Annotated in this window: 15 protein-coding genes; 8 read left to right on the forward strand and 7 right to left on the reverse strand. The window is 40.2% G+C overall.

Annotated features, from left to right (window positions below; all coding sequences use genetic code 11):
- Positions 1 to 224 precede the first annotated feature (224 nt).
- From H4075_RS14910 to H4075_RS14925, 4 genes are all read left to right on the forward strand, one after another.
- A complete protein-coding gene (locus tag H4075_RS14910; RefSeq protein ID WP_182801629.1) occupies positions 225 to 2,789 on the forward strand; it encodes a ligase-associated DNA damage response DEXH box helicase in 2,565 nt (854 codons plus the stop codon).
- Positions 2,790 to 2,887: 98 nt separating this feature from the next.
- On the forward strand, positions 2,888 to 3,385 hold the full coding sequence (locus H4075_RS14915; protein ID WP_182801630.1) for a heme-binding domain-containing protein: 498 nt from the start codon (positions 2,888 to 2,890) through the stop codon (positions 3,383 to 3,385).
- A 115-nt stretch (positions 3,386 to 3,500) separates the two neighbouring features.
- Complete coding sequence (gene pdeM, locus H4075_RS14920; protein WP_182801631.1) at positions 3,501 to 4,166, forward strand: ligase-associated DNA damage response endonuclease PdeM; 666 nt, start codon at positions 3,501 to 3,503, stop codon at positions 4,164 to 4,166.
- A gap of 86 nt (positions 4,167 to 4,252) precedes the next feature.
- Positions 4,253 to 5,098, forward strand: coding sequence for a histone deacetylase family protein (locus H4075_RS14925; protein WP_182801632.1), 846 nt, complete (start codon positions 4,253 to 4,255; stop codon positions 5,096 to 5,098).
- A gap of 126 nt (positions 5,099 to 5,224) precedes the next feature.
- Here the strand turns inward: H4075_RS14925 and H4075_RS14930 are convergent, their stop codons facing one another.
- Complete coding sequence (locus H4075_RS14930) at positions 5,225 to 7,690, reverse strand: DUF5916 domain-containing protein (RefSeq protein ID WP_182801633.1); 2,466 nt, start codon at positions 7,688 to 7,690, stop codon at positions 5,225 to 5,227.
- A 95-nt stretch (positions 7,691 to 7,785) separates the two neighbouring features.
- Positions 7,786 to 8,535, reverse strand: a complete 750-nt coding sequence (locus H4075_RS14935) for an XRE family transcriptional regulator (RefSeq protein WP_182801634.1) — start codon at positions 8,533 to 8,535, stop codon at positions 7,786 to 7,788.
- A gap of 172 nt (positions 8,536 to 8,707) precedes the next feature.
- On the opposite strand from H4075_RS14935, the gene surE reads away from it, so the two are divergent.
- Complete coding sequence (gene surE, locus H4075_RS14940; protein WP_182801635.1) at positions 8,708 to 9,496, forward strand: 5'/3'-nucleotidase SurE; 789 nt, start codon at positions 8,708 to 8,710, stop codon at positions 9,494 to 9,496.
- Entirely contained in the window at positions 9,496 to 9,789 is a 294-nt protein-coding gene (locus tag H4075_RS14945; protein WP_182801636.1) for a hypothetical protein, read from the forward strand. Before surE ends, H4075_RS14945 begins: the two co-directional genes overlap by 1 nt.
- A gap of 201 nt (positions 9,790 to 9,990) precedes the next feature.
- Here the strand turns inward: H4075_RS14945 and H4075_RS14950 are convergent, their stop codons facing one another.
- Positions 9,991 to 10,389, reverse strand: a complete 399-nt coding sequence (locus H4075_RS14950) for a hypothetical protein (protein WP_182801637.1) — start codon at positions 10,387 to 10,389, stop codon at positions 9,991 to 9,993.
- Between the two features lie 417 nt (positions 10,390 to 10,806).
- Between H4075_RS14950 and lpxB the strand changes: the two genes are divergently transcribed.
- Complete coding sequence (gene lpxB / locus H4075_RS14955; protein WP_182801638.1) at positions 10,807 to 11,931, forward strand: lipid-A-disaccharide synthase; 1,125 nt, start codon at positions 10,807 to 10,809, stop codon at positions 11,929 to 11,931.
- A gap of 3 nt (positions 11,932 to 11,934) precedes the next feature.
- Here the strand turns inward: lpxB and H4075_RS14960 are convergent, their stop codons facing one another.
- Positions 11,935 to 12,111, reverse strand: coding sequence for a DUF6728 family protein (locus H4075_RS14960; protein ID WP_182801639.1), 177 nt, complete (start codon positions 12,109 to 12,111; stop codon positions 11,935 to 11,937).
- A gap of 137 nt (positions 12,112 to 12,248) precedes the next feature.
- Here H4075_RS14960 and H4075_RS14965 point away from each other — a divergent pair, with 137 nt between their 5' ends.
- On the forward strand, positions 12,249 to 12,806 hold the full coding sequence (locus tag H4075_RS14965) for a fasciclin domain-containing protein (protein ID WP_182801640.1): 558 nt from the start codon (positions 12,249 to 12,251) through the stop codon (positions 12,804 to 12,806).
- 70 nt (positions 12,807 to 12,876) lie between these two features.
- Here the strand turns inward: H4075_RS14965 and H4075_RS14970 are convergent, their stop codons facing one another.
- Genes H4075_RS14970 through H4075_RS14980 form a run of 3 tightly spaced genes read right to left on the reverse strand, consistent with a single transcriptional unit; the run spans position 12,877 to position 14,361 of the window.
- Complete coding sequence (locus tag H4075_RS14970; protein WP_182801641.1) at positions 12,877 to 13,272, reverse strand: group III truncated hemoglobin; 396 nt, start codon at positions 13,270 to 13,272, stop codon at positions 12,877 to 12,879.
- 21 nt (positions 13,273 to 13,293) lie between these two features.
- Entirely contained in the window at positions 13,294 to 13,584 is a 291-nt protein-coding gene (locus H4075_RS14975) for a cupin domain-containing protein (protein ID WP_182801642.1), read from the reverse strand.
- A 9-nt stretch (positions 13,585 to 13,593) separates the two neighbouring features.
- A complete protein-coding gene (locus H4075_RS14980) occupies positions 13,594 to 14,361 on the reverse strand; it encodes an ABC transporter permease (protein ID WP_182801643.1) in 768 nt (255 codons plus the stop codon).
- Between the last annotated feature and the right edge of the window lie 4 nt (positions 14,362 to 14,365).

Consider the following 14,365-nt stretch of genomic DNA (forward strand, 5'->3'; position numbering starts at 1 on the left):
ATCTTAACTGGTAAATGGAATGTTTCAGAGGATTGGGACCGACGGATCAACATGTCTTTTGAGGAAGACTTCCTGTAACAAGACAGTGAAAGTAGCAGAAATAAGATACTCATACAACATTCATAACAGATTTATTTTGCTGCAATATGTCCCCTGCAAACATTGAAAAGCATTAAAAGCCAGATTCTTCAATATACATATCACTTAGCTTTGTCTACCACTTTATGCAGCTTCACCTCAGCCCCGGCTATCAACGCATCGCTTCCTGGCTTTCGGCCAAAGGATTACACCCCTTTGCGTTCCAGGAAGAGGCATGGCAGCATATTGCTGCGGGCAAGAGCGGATTGGTGAATGCACCAACCGGCTGCGGCAAAACCTTTTCTGTTTTTCTGGGTTCGCTCATCCGTTTCATCAATCAACACCCGGAAGATTATCAAACAAAAACAAAGAGCGGCTTGCAATTGATCTGGATCACACCGCTACGTGCGTTGGCAAAAGATATTGGCCGTGCAATGGAAGAAGCGATCGGCGAACTTGGTATGAACTGGAGCGTTGGCATCCGCAATGGCGATACGACCACTGCCGAACGTGCCCGGCAAAAAAAACAATTACCGGAAGTACTGATCATCACACCGGAAAGTCTGCATTTATTTCTTGCTTCGAAAGGTTATGCTGATGCATTTAAAACGGTGCAGGTGATTGCGATTGATGAGTGGCATGAATTGATGGGAAGTAAACGTGGTGTGCAGGTGGAATTAGCGATAAGCAGAATTGTGAATGGTCAATGGTCAATGGTGAATAAGAAGCCGATGATATGGGGAATCTCTGCTACTATTGGCAATCTCGAAGAAGCGAAAGAAGTATTGCTGTCGCCTTTGAGTGAAGAAGGCGTTATCGTGAAAGCACATATGAAAAAACAGATTGAAATAGAATCTGTGTTGCCTGATGAGATCGAAAATTATCCATGGGCAGGTCATCTTGGTATTAAACTCATACACAAAGTTATTCCGATTATAGAACAGAGTACCACTACCCTCATCTTCATCAACACCAGAGGTATGAGTGAGCGATGGTACCAGGAATTACTGAATCATGCACCTGAACTTGCCGGAGCCATTGCTTTGCATCATGGAAGTATTGAACAGGAATTGCGTTTGTGGGTGGAGGAAGCTTTGCATACGGCCAAACTGAAAGCAGTGGTGTGCACTGCATCGCTTGATCTTGGTGTTGATTTTCGTCCGGTCGAGACCGTTATACAGGTTGGTTCGCCCAAAGGTGTGTCAAGATTTTTACAACGTGCAGGAAGAAGCGGCCATAGCCCCGATGCAGTCAGCAAAATCTATTTTCTGCCAACACATTCACTTGAACTGGTAGAAGCAGCTGCATTAAAGAATGCCATCGATGAAAATTTAATTGAAAGCAAAGAACCCATGTTGCTTTGTTTTGATGTGTTGATCCAGTATTTAAATACGCTCGCTATTTCAGATGGATTTAAACCGGAAGAAATTTTCAAGGAAATTAAAAGCACGTATTGCTTTCGTGATCTGAATGAAAATGAATGGCATGAAGTTTTACAATTTTTAGTGGAAGGCGGCAAAGCATTGCATCAATATGATGATTACAAAAAGATCGAGGTCATTGATGGTGTGTACAGAATTCAAAACAGGCGTTTAGCCATGCGTCACCGTATGAACATTGGTACTATTGTAAGCGATGCCATGATGAAAGTAAAGATGGTGAGTGGTGGTTATGTGGGTGTAATTGAAGAATATTTTATCACAAGACTGGAACCAGGTGATTCATTTACTCTCGCAGGAAGAAATTTGGAATTGGTACAGATCAAAGACATGACGGCTTTTGTAAAAAAATCAACATCAAAAAAAACAATTGTACCGAGCTGGAATGGTGGTCGTATGAGTTTAACCGCCAACCTCGGAAAAAAATTAAGAGAAACGTTTAATGAAGTTTCTGAATTGGAGCATTCAACTATTCAGAAAACTAAAAAGAAAAAAAATACTGCATCACTAACAGGGGCAGACAACGCTGAAACGTGGGCCGACCCTGCTCCTGAACTCATTCATCTTTCATCGCTCTTTCAACTGCAAAAAGAATTATCACATATCCCCAAAGATGATGAACTGTTGATCGAGCAACATGAAAGTAAAGACGGTTATCATTTGCTGGTTTATCCTTTCGAAGGCAGGCAGGTACACGAAGCGATGAGTGCCATTCTTGCTTACCGTATTGGCAAAATTGCTCCGCTTACTTTCTCCATCGCTATGAATGATTATGGATTTGAATTGCTATGTGATCAACCAATACCTGTTGATGATACCAATGCAAGCGATCTGTTCACACTCGACTATCTTACACAGGATATTCAACGAAGTGTGAACTCAACTGAAATGGCCAGACGAAAGTTTCGGGATATCGCCGTGATCGGTGGACTGATCATTCAATCATCACCAGGTGAACAAAAGAAAGCCCGTCATCTGCAGGCATCAGCAAGTTTATTGTTCAATGTATTCAGCGAATACGATCCGAAAAACGTGTTGCTTCGCCAGGCATACCAGGAAGTGTTTGATCAGCAGATGGAAGAAGTGCGGTTGCGAAATGCATTCAACCGTATCCGGCAGAGCAAGATCATTCTAACATTTCCAAAACGGTTTACGCCGCTCTCCTTCCCCATTATTGCTGATGGATTGAACCGCAATAATCTCTCGAGTGAAAAACTGGAAGACCGCATCAGGCGTATGCAGGCGCAGTTGAATAATGCATGGTCGTCTTAATTCCAATGCTGAAAAAAATGATCACAATTTTCCTCGCCGTGTAAATCTGTCATTGAAACCAAATCATTTTCTTATTACATTTATCAAAACAACAAGCAATGATCAAAAAGATCCTTTACGTTCTTATCGCCGCACTGGTGATCATCCAGTTCATCCGTCCAAAACAAAACGTGTCAGCAGGACCATTTACCAATGATGTAAATACCAAATTTGCTGTGAATGATAATGTGGCTTCCATCTTAAAACAATCCTGTTACGATTGCCACAGCAACAATACTGTTTACCCCTGGTATGCCAATGTGCAACCGGTTACCTGGTGGTTGCAGGATCATGTGAATGAAGGAAAAAAAGAATTGAATTTTTCTGAGTTTGCAACTTATACAGCCAAACGTCAGCGGAAAAAATTCAATGAGATCATGGATGAAGTGAAAGAAGGAAAAATGCCTTTGCCGAGTTACACATGGATCCACAAAAAAGCAATACTCACCGCCGAACAAAAGGCAGCATTGTATAAATGGTGCGAAGAAAGTCTTGCTACACTTCCACCAGCAGAACCTTCGCAACAATCGGATAATAATAAAACTTCTGCAAAATAAACAAAGCCCCTTGAGGGGCTTTGTTGTTCTATGCTGTTCAACGTTTTCGTTGTTTTAAAAATAAATCATTTCAGCTTACTGTTTGCACAAAATCCACGGCATACATTTGCAGGCCATGACGCAACAACCTCATCGTTTCCATCTCAAACAACAAACGCTCTGGCTCTCGCCGGAACGCTGTATGTTTTGGGAAGAGGATAAGTCGCTGATCGTGTCTGATATTCATTTAGGCAAGAGCGGTCATTTCCGCAAAGCCGGCATTGGCATTCCCCAAACTGTATTTAAAGAAGATCTGCAACGATTAATAGCACAGGTGCAATTCTTTAAACCGGAAAGGTTAATTGTAGTGGGTGATTTTTCGCATAGTAATATGAACAACGAACTAAAGTTATTTGAGAAGTGGCGAAAGGATCTGTCGCAATTGCCTATTCATTTGGTAAAGGGCAATCATGATATTCTTGGTAATGATTGGTACACTTCACATGATATTACCATTCATCATGAGCAACTTCATACTGCTCCTTTTACATTCATGCATGAGTTGCCTGCTGATGCTGCTAATTTCCCGGATGATGATTATGTATTCACAGGACATGTTCACCCTGGTATACGTATCGGCGGATTAGGCAGACAGTCATTACATTTTCCCTGTTTTTATTTTGCCAGGAAACATGCTGTGCTGCCCGCCTTTGGACGTTTCACCGGTTTATATCCTGTTCGTCCAAAGAAAAAAGATAAAGTATTTGCCATTGCCGATAAAAAGGTTCTGGAACTGCAATAAAACTAAACAGTATCACAAATAAATTATTACATATTGCCCATGCCCCTATCTATGCACATCCGTTACCGGAAGGGCATCGCTTCCCGATGTTAAAATATGAATTGATACCTGAGCAATTGCTGCATGAAGGAAGTATTGCACAACATAATTTATTTACACCTGAATTATGTACGGATGAAATTGTTTTGCTGACGCATACGGAAGAATATCTTACCAAACTGAAAGAACAAACGCTTTCAGCAAAAGAGCAGCGACATATCGGCTTTCCTCAATCACTTGCATTAACCGAACGTGAATTGATCATCACTCAAGGAACAATTGATTGCTGCACCTATGCAATCGAGAACGGAGTTGCAATGAATGTTGCGGGTGGAACTCATCATGCGTTCGCTGACCGTGGTGAAGGATTTTGTTTGCTGAATGATTTTGCAACAGCAGCCAATTATTTACTCCATCAGCAAAAAACAAAACAAATTCTGATTGTTGATCTTGATGTACACCAGGGAAATGGTACAGCGAAATTGTTTGAACAGAATGAAAAGGTATTTACGTTCAGTATGCATGGCGCACACAATTATCCTTTTCACAAAGAAACGAGTGATCTTGACATTGGGTTGAAAGATGGAACGGATGACAGCATTTATCTTCCATTGCTGAAGAACACACTCGATATGCTCATCAACAAAGTGAAACCTGAGTTTGTGTTTTACTTATCCGGTGTTGATATTCTTGAGACCGATAAATTCGGCAAACTGAAAGTGAGCATGCAAGGTTGTAAACAACGGGATGAAATAGTATTCAGTAAACTGCAAAAGCACAACATCCCCTGCACAGTTGCAATGGGCGGCGGTTATTCAGCCGATGTAAAAATTATTGTGGAAGCACATTGTAACACGTTTCGTGTGGCGAAAGATGTGTTTGGATTGAATTAATTAAAGGCACAAGGTTCAAGGTTCAAGGAACAAGAATAAAAGCCAAAATACAAAATCCAAATTCCACCAGGTACAATCATTCTGCGCTAACCACGAATTACCAACTTAAAACTTAGAACTAAGAACTTACGACTGATTTCTTTTTCTCCTCAACTTTTGCGAATCAATAAAGAAGATCATACGTGCAGTAAATTCATTGCCTTGCGGAGACATTAATATACGTCCTGCGTTACCCCAGTAATTTTTATAACGGTTACCATCAACAGGAAAATCATTTGCAAGCCAGTTCTTCCAGCCAACAATAAAACGACTGCCATAATTGAAATCCCAGGTATAGAACACATCCATGTTCCATACGTTGAAGTTTTGATTCTGTCCGGGAATAAATGCACGATCAATATACCAGCCATCTTCGCTTACATTGTAAAAGCTTGCATACTTCACACGGCTCCAGTAATGCCGTGCACGCAACGTAACATTCATACGGCTGGTGAAATTATAAATACCACTCACAAGTGTGGTTACATCTGTTTTTCTTCTTCTTCCAATAATGGGTTCGCCATTTGTTTCACGTTGAAATGCATAACCAAATTGTCCACGATCATCCGTATAACTCCAATCAATATCTAAACTTAATCGATCGCTGAAACGGTAACGCATACCCGGATGAATAACAATGTAAGGATCGTTCTTAATATCAACCGATTCTGCCATACCAAGCGTTAACCTTGCAAACAAACGCTTACGGCTATCTGTACTTCCATTTAAACGAAGGAATCCCCAAGGCGTTTGTCTCATATAACGACCGGGTGTACGTAATTCAAAATAACTTTTTTGCCAGAGCGGTTGATACGTTGCACCAAGACTTACATCCCAGAAATTTTTAAAGAACCAAAAGGCATTTGCGTTATACTGAATATTGGTAAACACAAATGGTTTATACAACATTTCATGACGTACGGTTAACCTGAAGTTGTAAGAGTTGAATTTGTCAGTTGGCGTTAACTGGTTATAACTGATGTTTACTGTTGTATGTACTTTATTTGCAACACCAAGAAATCCCAGATCGTTTGGATCATACCTGTCGCTTTCTACATTGCTCAATAAGTTGAATTGAATTTTACCACTTACTTTTCCAAGACTTGCTACACTTTTAAATCCACTGTATGGATTCGGCCCCATGATCTTGCTGTAATCAAATTTTCCCTGGAAACCATATTGATTTGTTTTATCAAACAAGTACAGATCGATGCCTGTTACGTTTGCATCTCTTCCAGCACCGTTACGTGTTACGTTTGCATTGGTAAGTGTAATAGAAGAACGACCTTTCAATGCCTGATCAAGCACAATTAAATTGTAATTCGTGAAGGGCTCTGTTTGTATCCGTTCGGTCTGTTTGGTATTGGTATTTTCAATTTCAGCGAACATAGCTGCACCAATGGCATTGAACACACCAATACCTAATTTCTGCTTTGTTCTGCCGGAGAATTTTGTTGCATTGAGCAATTGTACAACTCCGGGATTTGATACCACTCTTGTACTGTCAGTTGAACCCAAGCTTCTTGCATTGTAATAACCTGAGGGTGTTGCTCCTACTCTTCGTGAATAAAATAATCCTGCTTTGTTGAATATCTCTGTCCCTTCTGTAAAGAATGGACGGTTTTCCTGGAACTGTACTTCAAAAGGTGAAAGATTGTTGATGACGTTATCACTGATCACTTGTCCGAAGTCGGGAATCAATGTCATATCTAAGGTGAAGCTTTCGTTCACACCATATTTCACATCCATACCACCATTGCGGAGAAATTCATTTACTCTTCCTTTGGAAGTGGGTGTGGTTCGAAAGCCAGCTGTAACATACGGAAGAAACGATAAGCGAAGTGGTGGTTCAAGATTTTCCAATCCGCTTAGTTTGCCGAACTGGTTCACAAATCCATTTTGATTGGGGTTGATATTATTCCAATAAGAACTTTCATTACTGCGACGAACATAGCGTTGAAAATTCAAACCCCAATCCTGTTTTTCTTTTTTGGCAAAACGAAGTGAGAAATAAGGGATCTTCATTTCAACAACCCAGCCATCTTCATGCATGGTTACTTTACTTTCCCAAACTGCATCCCAACTGTAATCACTGGGTGGACCAAACTGCGAAGAACGATTCGGACTCAAACGTCCATCACTTTGCACATTGCGACTGGTCACTAAAAACTGGAAACCATTCTGATCATCATTGTATGTGTCAAAGAAAACAGAAAAATAATCGACGTCCTGCTGGCTTTCTTTATCACGTGCCGTTAACTGTGTTCGCACTTTTGAAGGATCATCATATAAATATGCACCGATATAAATAGAATTGTTATCGTAAACAACATACACTTTGGTTCTATATGCAGACGCTTCACCATAGTTAGGACTGTTCACGACGAAGTTTTCGGCAACAGGAGCTGTTTGCCAAATGGCTTCATCCAGCACCCCATCTAACTTGGGTGCCTGCACAACTTTACTGGCCTGGAGGGAACGTTCCGGTTCGTTATTGGCAAGCGATGATAAAGCGGCAATCGTTAATACAAAGGACAGGATCGATTTTCTCATTACGGCCGCAAACTATTATAAAAAAACCGCTCAAATATTTGAATTTGTATGAGCGGTTTAATGACTGACCCCGGCCTTAAAGCCGGGGCCAGTCATTAATTCATTTTCTTTTTAAGGTTATTCACCTGATCCTGAAGGTTACTCACCAGTGATGCAAGATTTGTTACATCCCAACGCTGTCCCTGGTTTACACGGCTCAATACCATTTGAGCACTCCAGAATTCGAGTACATCTTCGGCATTTACTTGGTAGGGCTGGTAAACAGGATTATCACTCACCAACGTGAGCTTATTCTTAGTGCGGTTACTCTTCAGCACACGCTTATAAACAACCCCTTCTGATTTACTAAGGATGATGTACGCATTGTTATTTTTTACATCGTCGAGATTATGCACTTTCTCTCCCACGATCACACTGCCGCTTGGTGTCGGCAACATACTATCACCCACAATTTCAAAGGCACGATAGGTTCCGCCTGCCAGCATAGGTAAAGTGAAGGTGTTCAGTTCATCCAGAAATTCAGGATCGGCATATCCATTCAGGTAACCGGCCGCAGCTTTTACGGGCACAAAATGAATGACATTTGTTTCAGCGATCATCTTTAATTGGCGACGCTTGGCGAGGTAGGAACCTTTTGATTCGCTGAGATCTTTACGCAATAAGTCATCAATGCTTACTTTGAACAGATCGCTCACAGTTTCCAGCACTTCATAATTAGGCTCGGCACGCTCTTCTTCATACGCCCCAACGAGGGAACGTTTAATGCCGATCTTTTGTGCAAATTCTTCCTGTGTCCATCCACGCAATTTACGCAGGTATTTGAGGTTTTGATTGGCAACGGCCATGGTCTGCTAATTTTATTGGAGCGAATATACTAATTATTTTAGTTTGATAAAATATTTTATCATTGTTTCTCACAGATGATTTCAAAAAAGTGAATGACGTTGATGTTCAGACACATTTTGCCAACTCCTCAATAAATCAGACTTTTACGTCCATATAAGAAAGGAACTAACTATGGCGAAGAGCACAAAAAAGAAAGAACAACCCATCATCCTTATCACCAACGACGATGGTGTTACAGCACCGGGCATCCGCAGCCTGGTGGAAGCCGTAAAAGATCTAGGAAAAATTGTGGTAGTAGCTCCCGATAAACCGCAGAGCGGAATGGGCCACGCCATCACCATTGGTTTTCCGTTGCGTTTACAAAAAGTGCATTTAATGGACGATGTAGAAGCCTGGCAATGCAGCGGCACACCGGTTGATTGCGTAAAGCTGGCGGTTGACAAAATACTGCACCGCAAACCCGATCTCTGTCTCAGCGGTATTAATCACGGTGCCAATCACAGTATAAATGTAATTTACAGCGGTACTATGAGTGCAGCCATTGAAGCAAGTATTGAAAGTATTCCCTCAGTTGGATTCTCGTTACTTAATTATAGTATGGAAGCTGATTTCAGCGGTGCAAAAAAATATGCCCGTCTTATTGTTGAGCAACTGCTGAAACGTAAACAGGATAAACATCTTTGCCTGAACGTTAATTTTCCGAGTATTGATGAGAGTTTGATCAAGGGTGTAAAGGTTTGTCGCCAGGCTTATGCCAAGTATGTGGAAGATTTTAATGAGCGGAAAGATCCGTCAGGAAAGAATTATTACTGGCTCACAGGCGAGTTTAAAAACTTCGATAAAGGAAAAGATACCGATGTTTGGGCCCTTGAACACAATTTTGTGAGTGTAGTTCCCGTTCAATTCGACCTGACAAATTATAAACTCAAAAAAGAATTAGAAACCAAACTGAAATTCTGATGCTGAAACTCGATAAACTACCCTTTGGAATTGCATTGGGTGCCCTCGCCCCCATTCTTGGTCTTGTACTTTATTATTTTCTGAAAACTCCTTCCATCAGCTTTGGCGAATTTGTAGAATACTTCTTCAAAACAAAAGCGATGCTTACGGCAGTAGGAAGTTTATGCCTTATTGCAAACATCGTTCTCTTTACCATTTTTATTAATGGTCGTCGTGACAAAACAGCCATCGGCATTTTTGCGATGACGGTGATGTACGGGCTGATCATCCTTTACGCAAAGTTCTTCATGTAAGACCGCTGGGAAAGTTGATTAAGATGATGCGAATGATTACTTGTAATCATCACGCCCACCTTATGATTTCATTTCGCCATCGCTATTGATGGTTGAAAAAAACTTCTGTGTATTTATTATAGGTTAGGTTTAGCAACGGCCTTAAAAAAAAGGGTTGCCTTAAAAGGCAACCCGTAACCCTGTGTCTATTGATTATGACTATTATAGTTTAACGATTGCTGTTTCGTTTACAACACGTGTGTTGTTTTTAATACTGAAAACAGTTGATTGCGTTGATTTAGTTCCAATCACTTCAAATGTTACATCTACACCTTCCAGTTCTTCTGTGTTTAACTGGTATTTACGTGTGATGTTTACACCGCTGATTGTTTCCTGGTGAAGGATCAAACCAAACTCATCCTTTACAACGATCACGAATTTTTCTGCTTCTTTATTATTAAGACTGAGCTGGAAGATTGGCTGGTTTTGTGAACGGCCGATCATTTTTAACTCAGCTGCAGGAGTTATTTCGTTTACGTTTGTTGCGAATGCGGTAAATCCTGTCGTTACTGCTAATAAGGTAAATAAACCAATAGCTGCATTTTTCATTGTCTTTTTCATGTTTCTTATGTTTTAAATTTTTACGAATTGTTATTTGCTTTTTCTACAGGCAAGTATCGCAGCAAAAAATCGTGGGGCAAGTATCGTGGAGCAAGCAGGTTAAGTCAAATTCTACTCCGGAGATTCGGTACGGAAGAAGCTTGTGATTTGCTTCGTTGACAAGACAAAAGTACAGCCCCGCAAACTCCTGCACAAGTCAAGAAAAGGTTCATTTTATGGCCGTTACTTTCTTAATTATTTTCTAAAAGCCTTGCTGGCAAAGGGTTTCAGAAAATATTTTGCATGACGCCCAACCTCTTTTTCAGCTATATTATCACAATGTTATCAGCCTGAAATACGCACAAATACGCATGCGGATTGATTGGTATCTTTACGGCAAAATATCACTTTCAAGATTATTGATCGATTATTTACAACATGAATTACTATATCATAGCAGGAGAAGCAAGCGGCGATTTACATGGAAGTAATTTGATTAAAGAATTGCATAAGCATGATACAACAGCTAATATCCGTTGCTGGGGGGGTGAAAAAATGCAGGCCGCCGGCGCAACTTTGGTGAAACATTACCGTGATCTTGCCTTTATGGGTTTTGTGGAAGTGATCAAAAACTTACGCACTATTTTCAACAACCTCTCTTTTTGCAAAGAAGATATACTGGAACATCGCCCTGATGTACTGGTGTTGATCGATTATCCCGGTTTTAATTTACGCATTGCCAAATGGGCAAAAGAAGAAAACATAAAAGTTGTTTACTACATCTCACCACAGGTATGGGCATGGAAAGAAAACAGGGTGAAGATGATGAAGCAATGCATCGATCGTATGCTGGTGATCCTCCCGTTTGAAAAAGATTATTACAAACAGAAATGGAATTGGGAAGTAGAATATGTTGGTCATCCGTTGATCGAAGAAGTGGAGCGATCGAAAAAAGAATCGATCATGTTGCAACCGGGTATACCAATTGATGCAAATAAACAGATCATTGCATTACTACCCGGCAGCCGCAAACAGGAGATCTTAAAAAAATTACCTGTGATGCTGGAAGTGAGCAGGCAGTTCAGCAATTATCAATTTATAGTTGCCAAAGCACCGGGACTTGATGCATCTTTTTACAATGAATTGTTAAAGTCGTATGAAAACGTATCATACGTCAATAACCAAACCTATGCTTTGTTGCAACAATCAACAGCCGCATTGGTAACATCGGGCACAGCAACATTAGAAACTGCTTTGTTTGAAGTACCGGAAGTAGTTTGTTACAAAGGCAACGAGATCAGTTACCAGATCGCTAAACGATTAGTGAACATCAAATACATTTCATTGGTAAACCTTATCATGGATAAAGAAGTGGTGAAAGAGTTGATACAGCATGAAATGAATGCAACCAATCTCAGCAACGAATTACAACTCATCTTACCCGGTTCTGCAAAACGGGAACAACTGCAACTCGATTATAAACAGCTGAAAGAAAAGTTACAAGCAGGTGGTCATGCTTCGTTGAAAGCAGCTAAATCGATCGTTGATTTTTTACAGCAGTAATACTTATTTAAACAGAGGAAGAATTACCCAACGTACCAGCAAAACCATCATTGCAAACAGAAATACAAAAATGGAAATGCGGTTAATACCATGCATGTATTTCATCCACTGCGTTTTTTCCTGATTAGGATCAGGCTTCTTAATGTATAAATATTCTGCTACCTGGCGAAGGATACCCATATCGTTTTTCTTTTCTAACAATGCAAGTTACCTAAATGTTCTGCAGTTATGATTCAGGTCATAAAAAAAAGGACATATCAGTTTTACTTTAGACAGAATTTCTACATTATTTGTTCAACAAAAAAAAACCAAACGATATGAAGTATTTTTCCTTCATGGCCGCCGCCCTTCTTTCATTTACAGTAGCCTGCAATTCCGGTACCGAACAAGCCAGTACCACAACCGCCGAACCTTCTGCAGCTAATGCAGCCGGTCAATCGGCCGTGCAAGACGATGACTCACAAAAAGATGTGGTAAAAGTTGCCATTGGCAGTAAAGACCACACTACTTTAGTGGCTGCATTAAAAGCCGCAGAATATGTTGATGTGTTGAGCAATGCCGGACCATTTACTGTTTTTGCTCCTACCAACGCTGCATTTGATCTTTTACCAAAAGGCACACTTGATGATTTAGTAAAACCCGAAAACAAAAACACATTGCGTGATATTCTTGAATACCATGTGTATGTTGGTGTGTTGAAAGATGGATTAATGGGTGATGACATGACGTATGGCATGGCAAACGGTCAATCAGTAACCATTGGCAATAAAGATGGAAAAATGACAGTGAATGGTGCAAACATTATTGCTACAGTTCCGGCATCGAATGGAATTATTTATGTGGTTGATGCGGTATTATTGCCTCCAAAAAAATAATCTAACCAGTCCTTAAAATAATAAAGGCATCCAATTGGATGCCTTTTCCGTTCCCATAAGACTTAATCAGTTAATAAATATTTTCCTGCTTGGGAAGTTGTGCAATATTGATCTGCATAACAGTTGCAATAGATAAGGCACGTTGTTTTGCCTGCTCTGCTTTCTCCCCTTCAAACAGCTCATCAATTGTTTCGTTGAACAATTGTATCCAGCGATCAAAATGTTCTTTCTTCATCGTTGATTTCTGGTGAATATCCATGTGTATTCGCATGGGATTACCTGTGTAACCGCCGGTATGAAAAATGATATTCTCCCAGAACGTGTACATCACCGGTAAATGTTTCTCCCACTGCACATCCACAACTTTATTAAAGAAAAAACCAATCAAAGGATCGGGTTTTACTTTATCATAAAATGTATTCACCAGCAAGATCACATCTTCACGATTTTCCATTTGTTTTTTCATGTGTGAATTATTTTTTGCCTGCTATTTTATAATGAGCATACTGAAATCAGTGAGGGCTTTCAATGCATGTACCTGGTTTGCTTTAAATGAAAACAGATCGCCACGTTTTAAATGATGCGACTGTCCTTCAAGTGTAAATTCACATTCTCCCTTCTGCACTACAAGAAATGCATCTGTTTTTGAAACATGTGGTTTTAATACTTCACCTTCGGGCAGGTTGAGCAACATCACATTCATGCGCTCATCTTTATAAACAGATGTTTTTGTTGTTTTACCAAATCGGATCTGGTCTGCTAGATTTCCTAAATGCATATTTTAAGTTTAAAGATCCTTACGTTGAAATTTTTTCATGGATAACCACACCGGAACAATGGCCCATACAAACAATACCAGTCCCGAGAGCAACATGCCACTTGCACTGCCAAAGAATTCACTGAACACTGCACCGGTATAACCCATGAGTGCAGAAATATCAAGCTTTAATAAGATCAAAATTCTTGAGAGATCAACCGGGTTGAGCATACTTAATGCAATCATTGGTTTCTCCAATGGATAATCACTGAAACGGAAGAGTAGCATCAGCACAATTGCATCATAGATCAATGTGAAAAAGAACCATAGCAATACAGATACACCAATCCCTTTTGCTTTATCTCTTGTTATAACTGATGCGAGCAATGCAATTCCGGTAAAGATCAATGTTTGAAAAACGCCTGAAAGCAATAGTGTAAAACCGGTACTTGTACCATCGCAGATCAACACAGGAATACCCACGCCAACCAAAAATGCAAGCACAAGCGATAAGGACAAACCTGCATAGATACTCAACCACAAACTTTTTCGCTTTAACGGTTGTGCGACCAGCAACTCAATAAACTCCGATGAATTATAAACATAAATGGTAGAAAAAATAATACTCACCAACGGAATAAAAATGAGTACCAGGTTCATGAGGCTCATGATACCCTTCGTAGCATTTTCATCCATATTAAAAATCCCGAACGACATGGCCAGCAAGAAAAAAGTATACGCCATGATGATCCTGTTACGGATAAGATCGAGTAATACATGTTTAACAATGGTTCTCATAGTC

This window comes from Lacibacter sediminis, assembly GCF_014168535.1.
Taxonomy (GTDB): Bacteria; Bacteroidota; Bacteroidia; order Chitinophagales; family Chitinophagaceae; genus Lacibacter; species Lacibacter sediminis.

Bases quoted from the DNA above. Each gene is read 5' to 3' on its own strand.
- H4075_RS14910 (WP_182801629.1), top strand. From the start codon at position 225: ATGCAGCTTCACCTCAGCCCCGGCTATCAACGCATCGCTTCCTGGCTT.
- H4075_RS14915 (WP_182801630.1), top strand. From the start codon at position 2,888: ATGATCAAAAAGATCCTTTACGTTCTTATCGCCGCACTGGTGATCATC.
- pdeM (WP_182801631.1), top strand. From the start codon at position 3,501: ATGACGCAACAACCTCATCGTTTCCATCTCAAACAACAAACGCTCTGG.
- H4075_RS14925 (WP_182801632.1), top strand. From the start codon at position 4,253: ATGTTAAAATATGAATTGATACCTGAGCAATTGCTGCATGAAGGAAGT.
- H4075_RS14930 (WP_182801633.1), bottom strand. From the start codon at position 7,690: ATGAGAAAATCGATCCTGTCCTTTGTATTAACGATTGCCGCTTTATCA.
- H4075_RS14935 (WP_182801634.1), bottom strand. From the start codon at position 8,535: ATGGCCGTTGCCAATCAAAACCTCAAATACCTGCGTAAATTGCGTGGA.
- surE (WP_182801635.1), top strand. From the start codon at position 8,708: ATGGCGAAGAGCACAAAAAAGAAAGAACAACCCATCATCCTTATCACC.
- H4075_RS14945 (WP_182801636.1), top strand. From the start codon at position 9,496: ATGCTGAAACTCGATAAACTACCCTTTGGAATTGCATTGGGTGCCCTC.
- H4075_RS14950 (WP_182801637.1), bottom strand. From the start codon at position 10,389: ATGAAAAAGACAATGAAAAATGCAGCTATTGGTTTATTTACCTTATTA.
- lpxB (WP_182801638.1), top strand. From the start codon at position 10,807: ATGAATTACTATATCATAGCAGGAGAAGCAAGCGGCGATTTACATGGA.
- H4075_RS14960 (WP_182801639.1), bottom strand. From the start codon at position 12,111: ATGGGTATCCTTCGCCAGGTAGCAGAATATTTATACATTAAGAAGCCT.
- H4075_RS14965 (WP_182801640.1), top strand. From the start codon at position 12,249: ATGAAGTATTTTTCCTTCATGGCCGCCGCCCTTCTTTCATTTACAGTA.
- H4075_RS14970 (WP_182801641.1), bottom strand. From the start codon at position 13,272: ATGAAAAAACAAATGGAAAATCGTGAAGATGTGATCTTGCTGGTGAAT.
- H4075_RS14975 (WP_182801642.1), bottom strand. From the start codon at position 13,584: ATGCATTTAGGAAATCTAGCAGACCAGATCCGATTTGGTAAAACAACA.
- H4075_RS14980 (WP_182801643.1), bottom strand. From the start codon at position 14,361: ATGAGAACCATTGTTAAACATGTATTACTCGATCTTATCCGTAACAGG.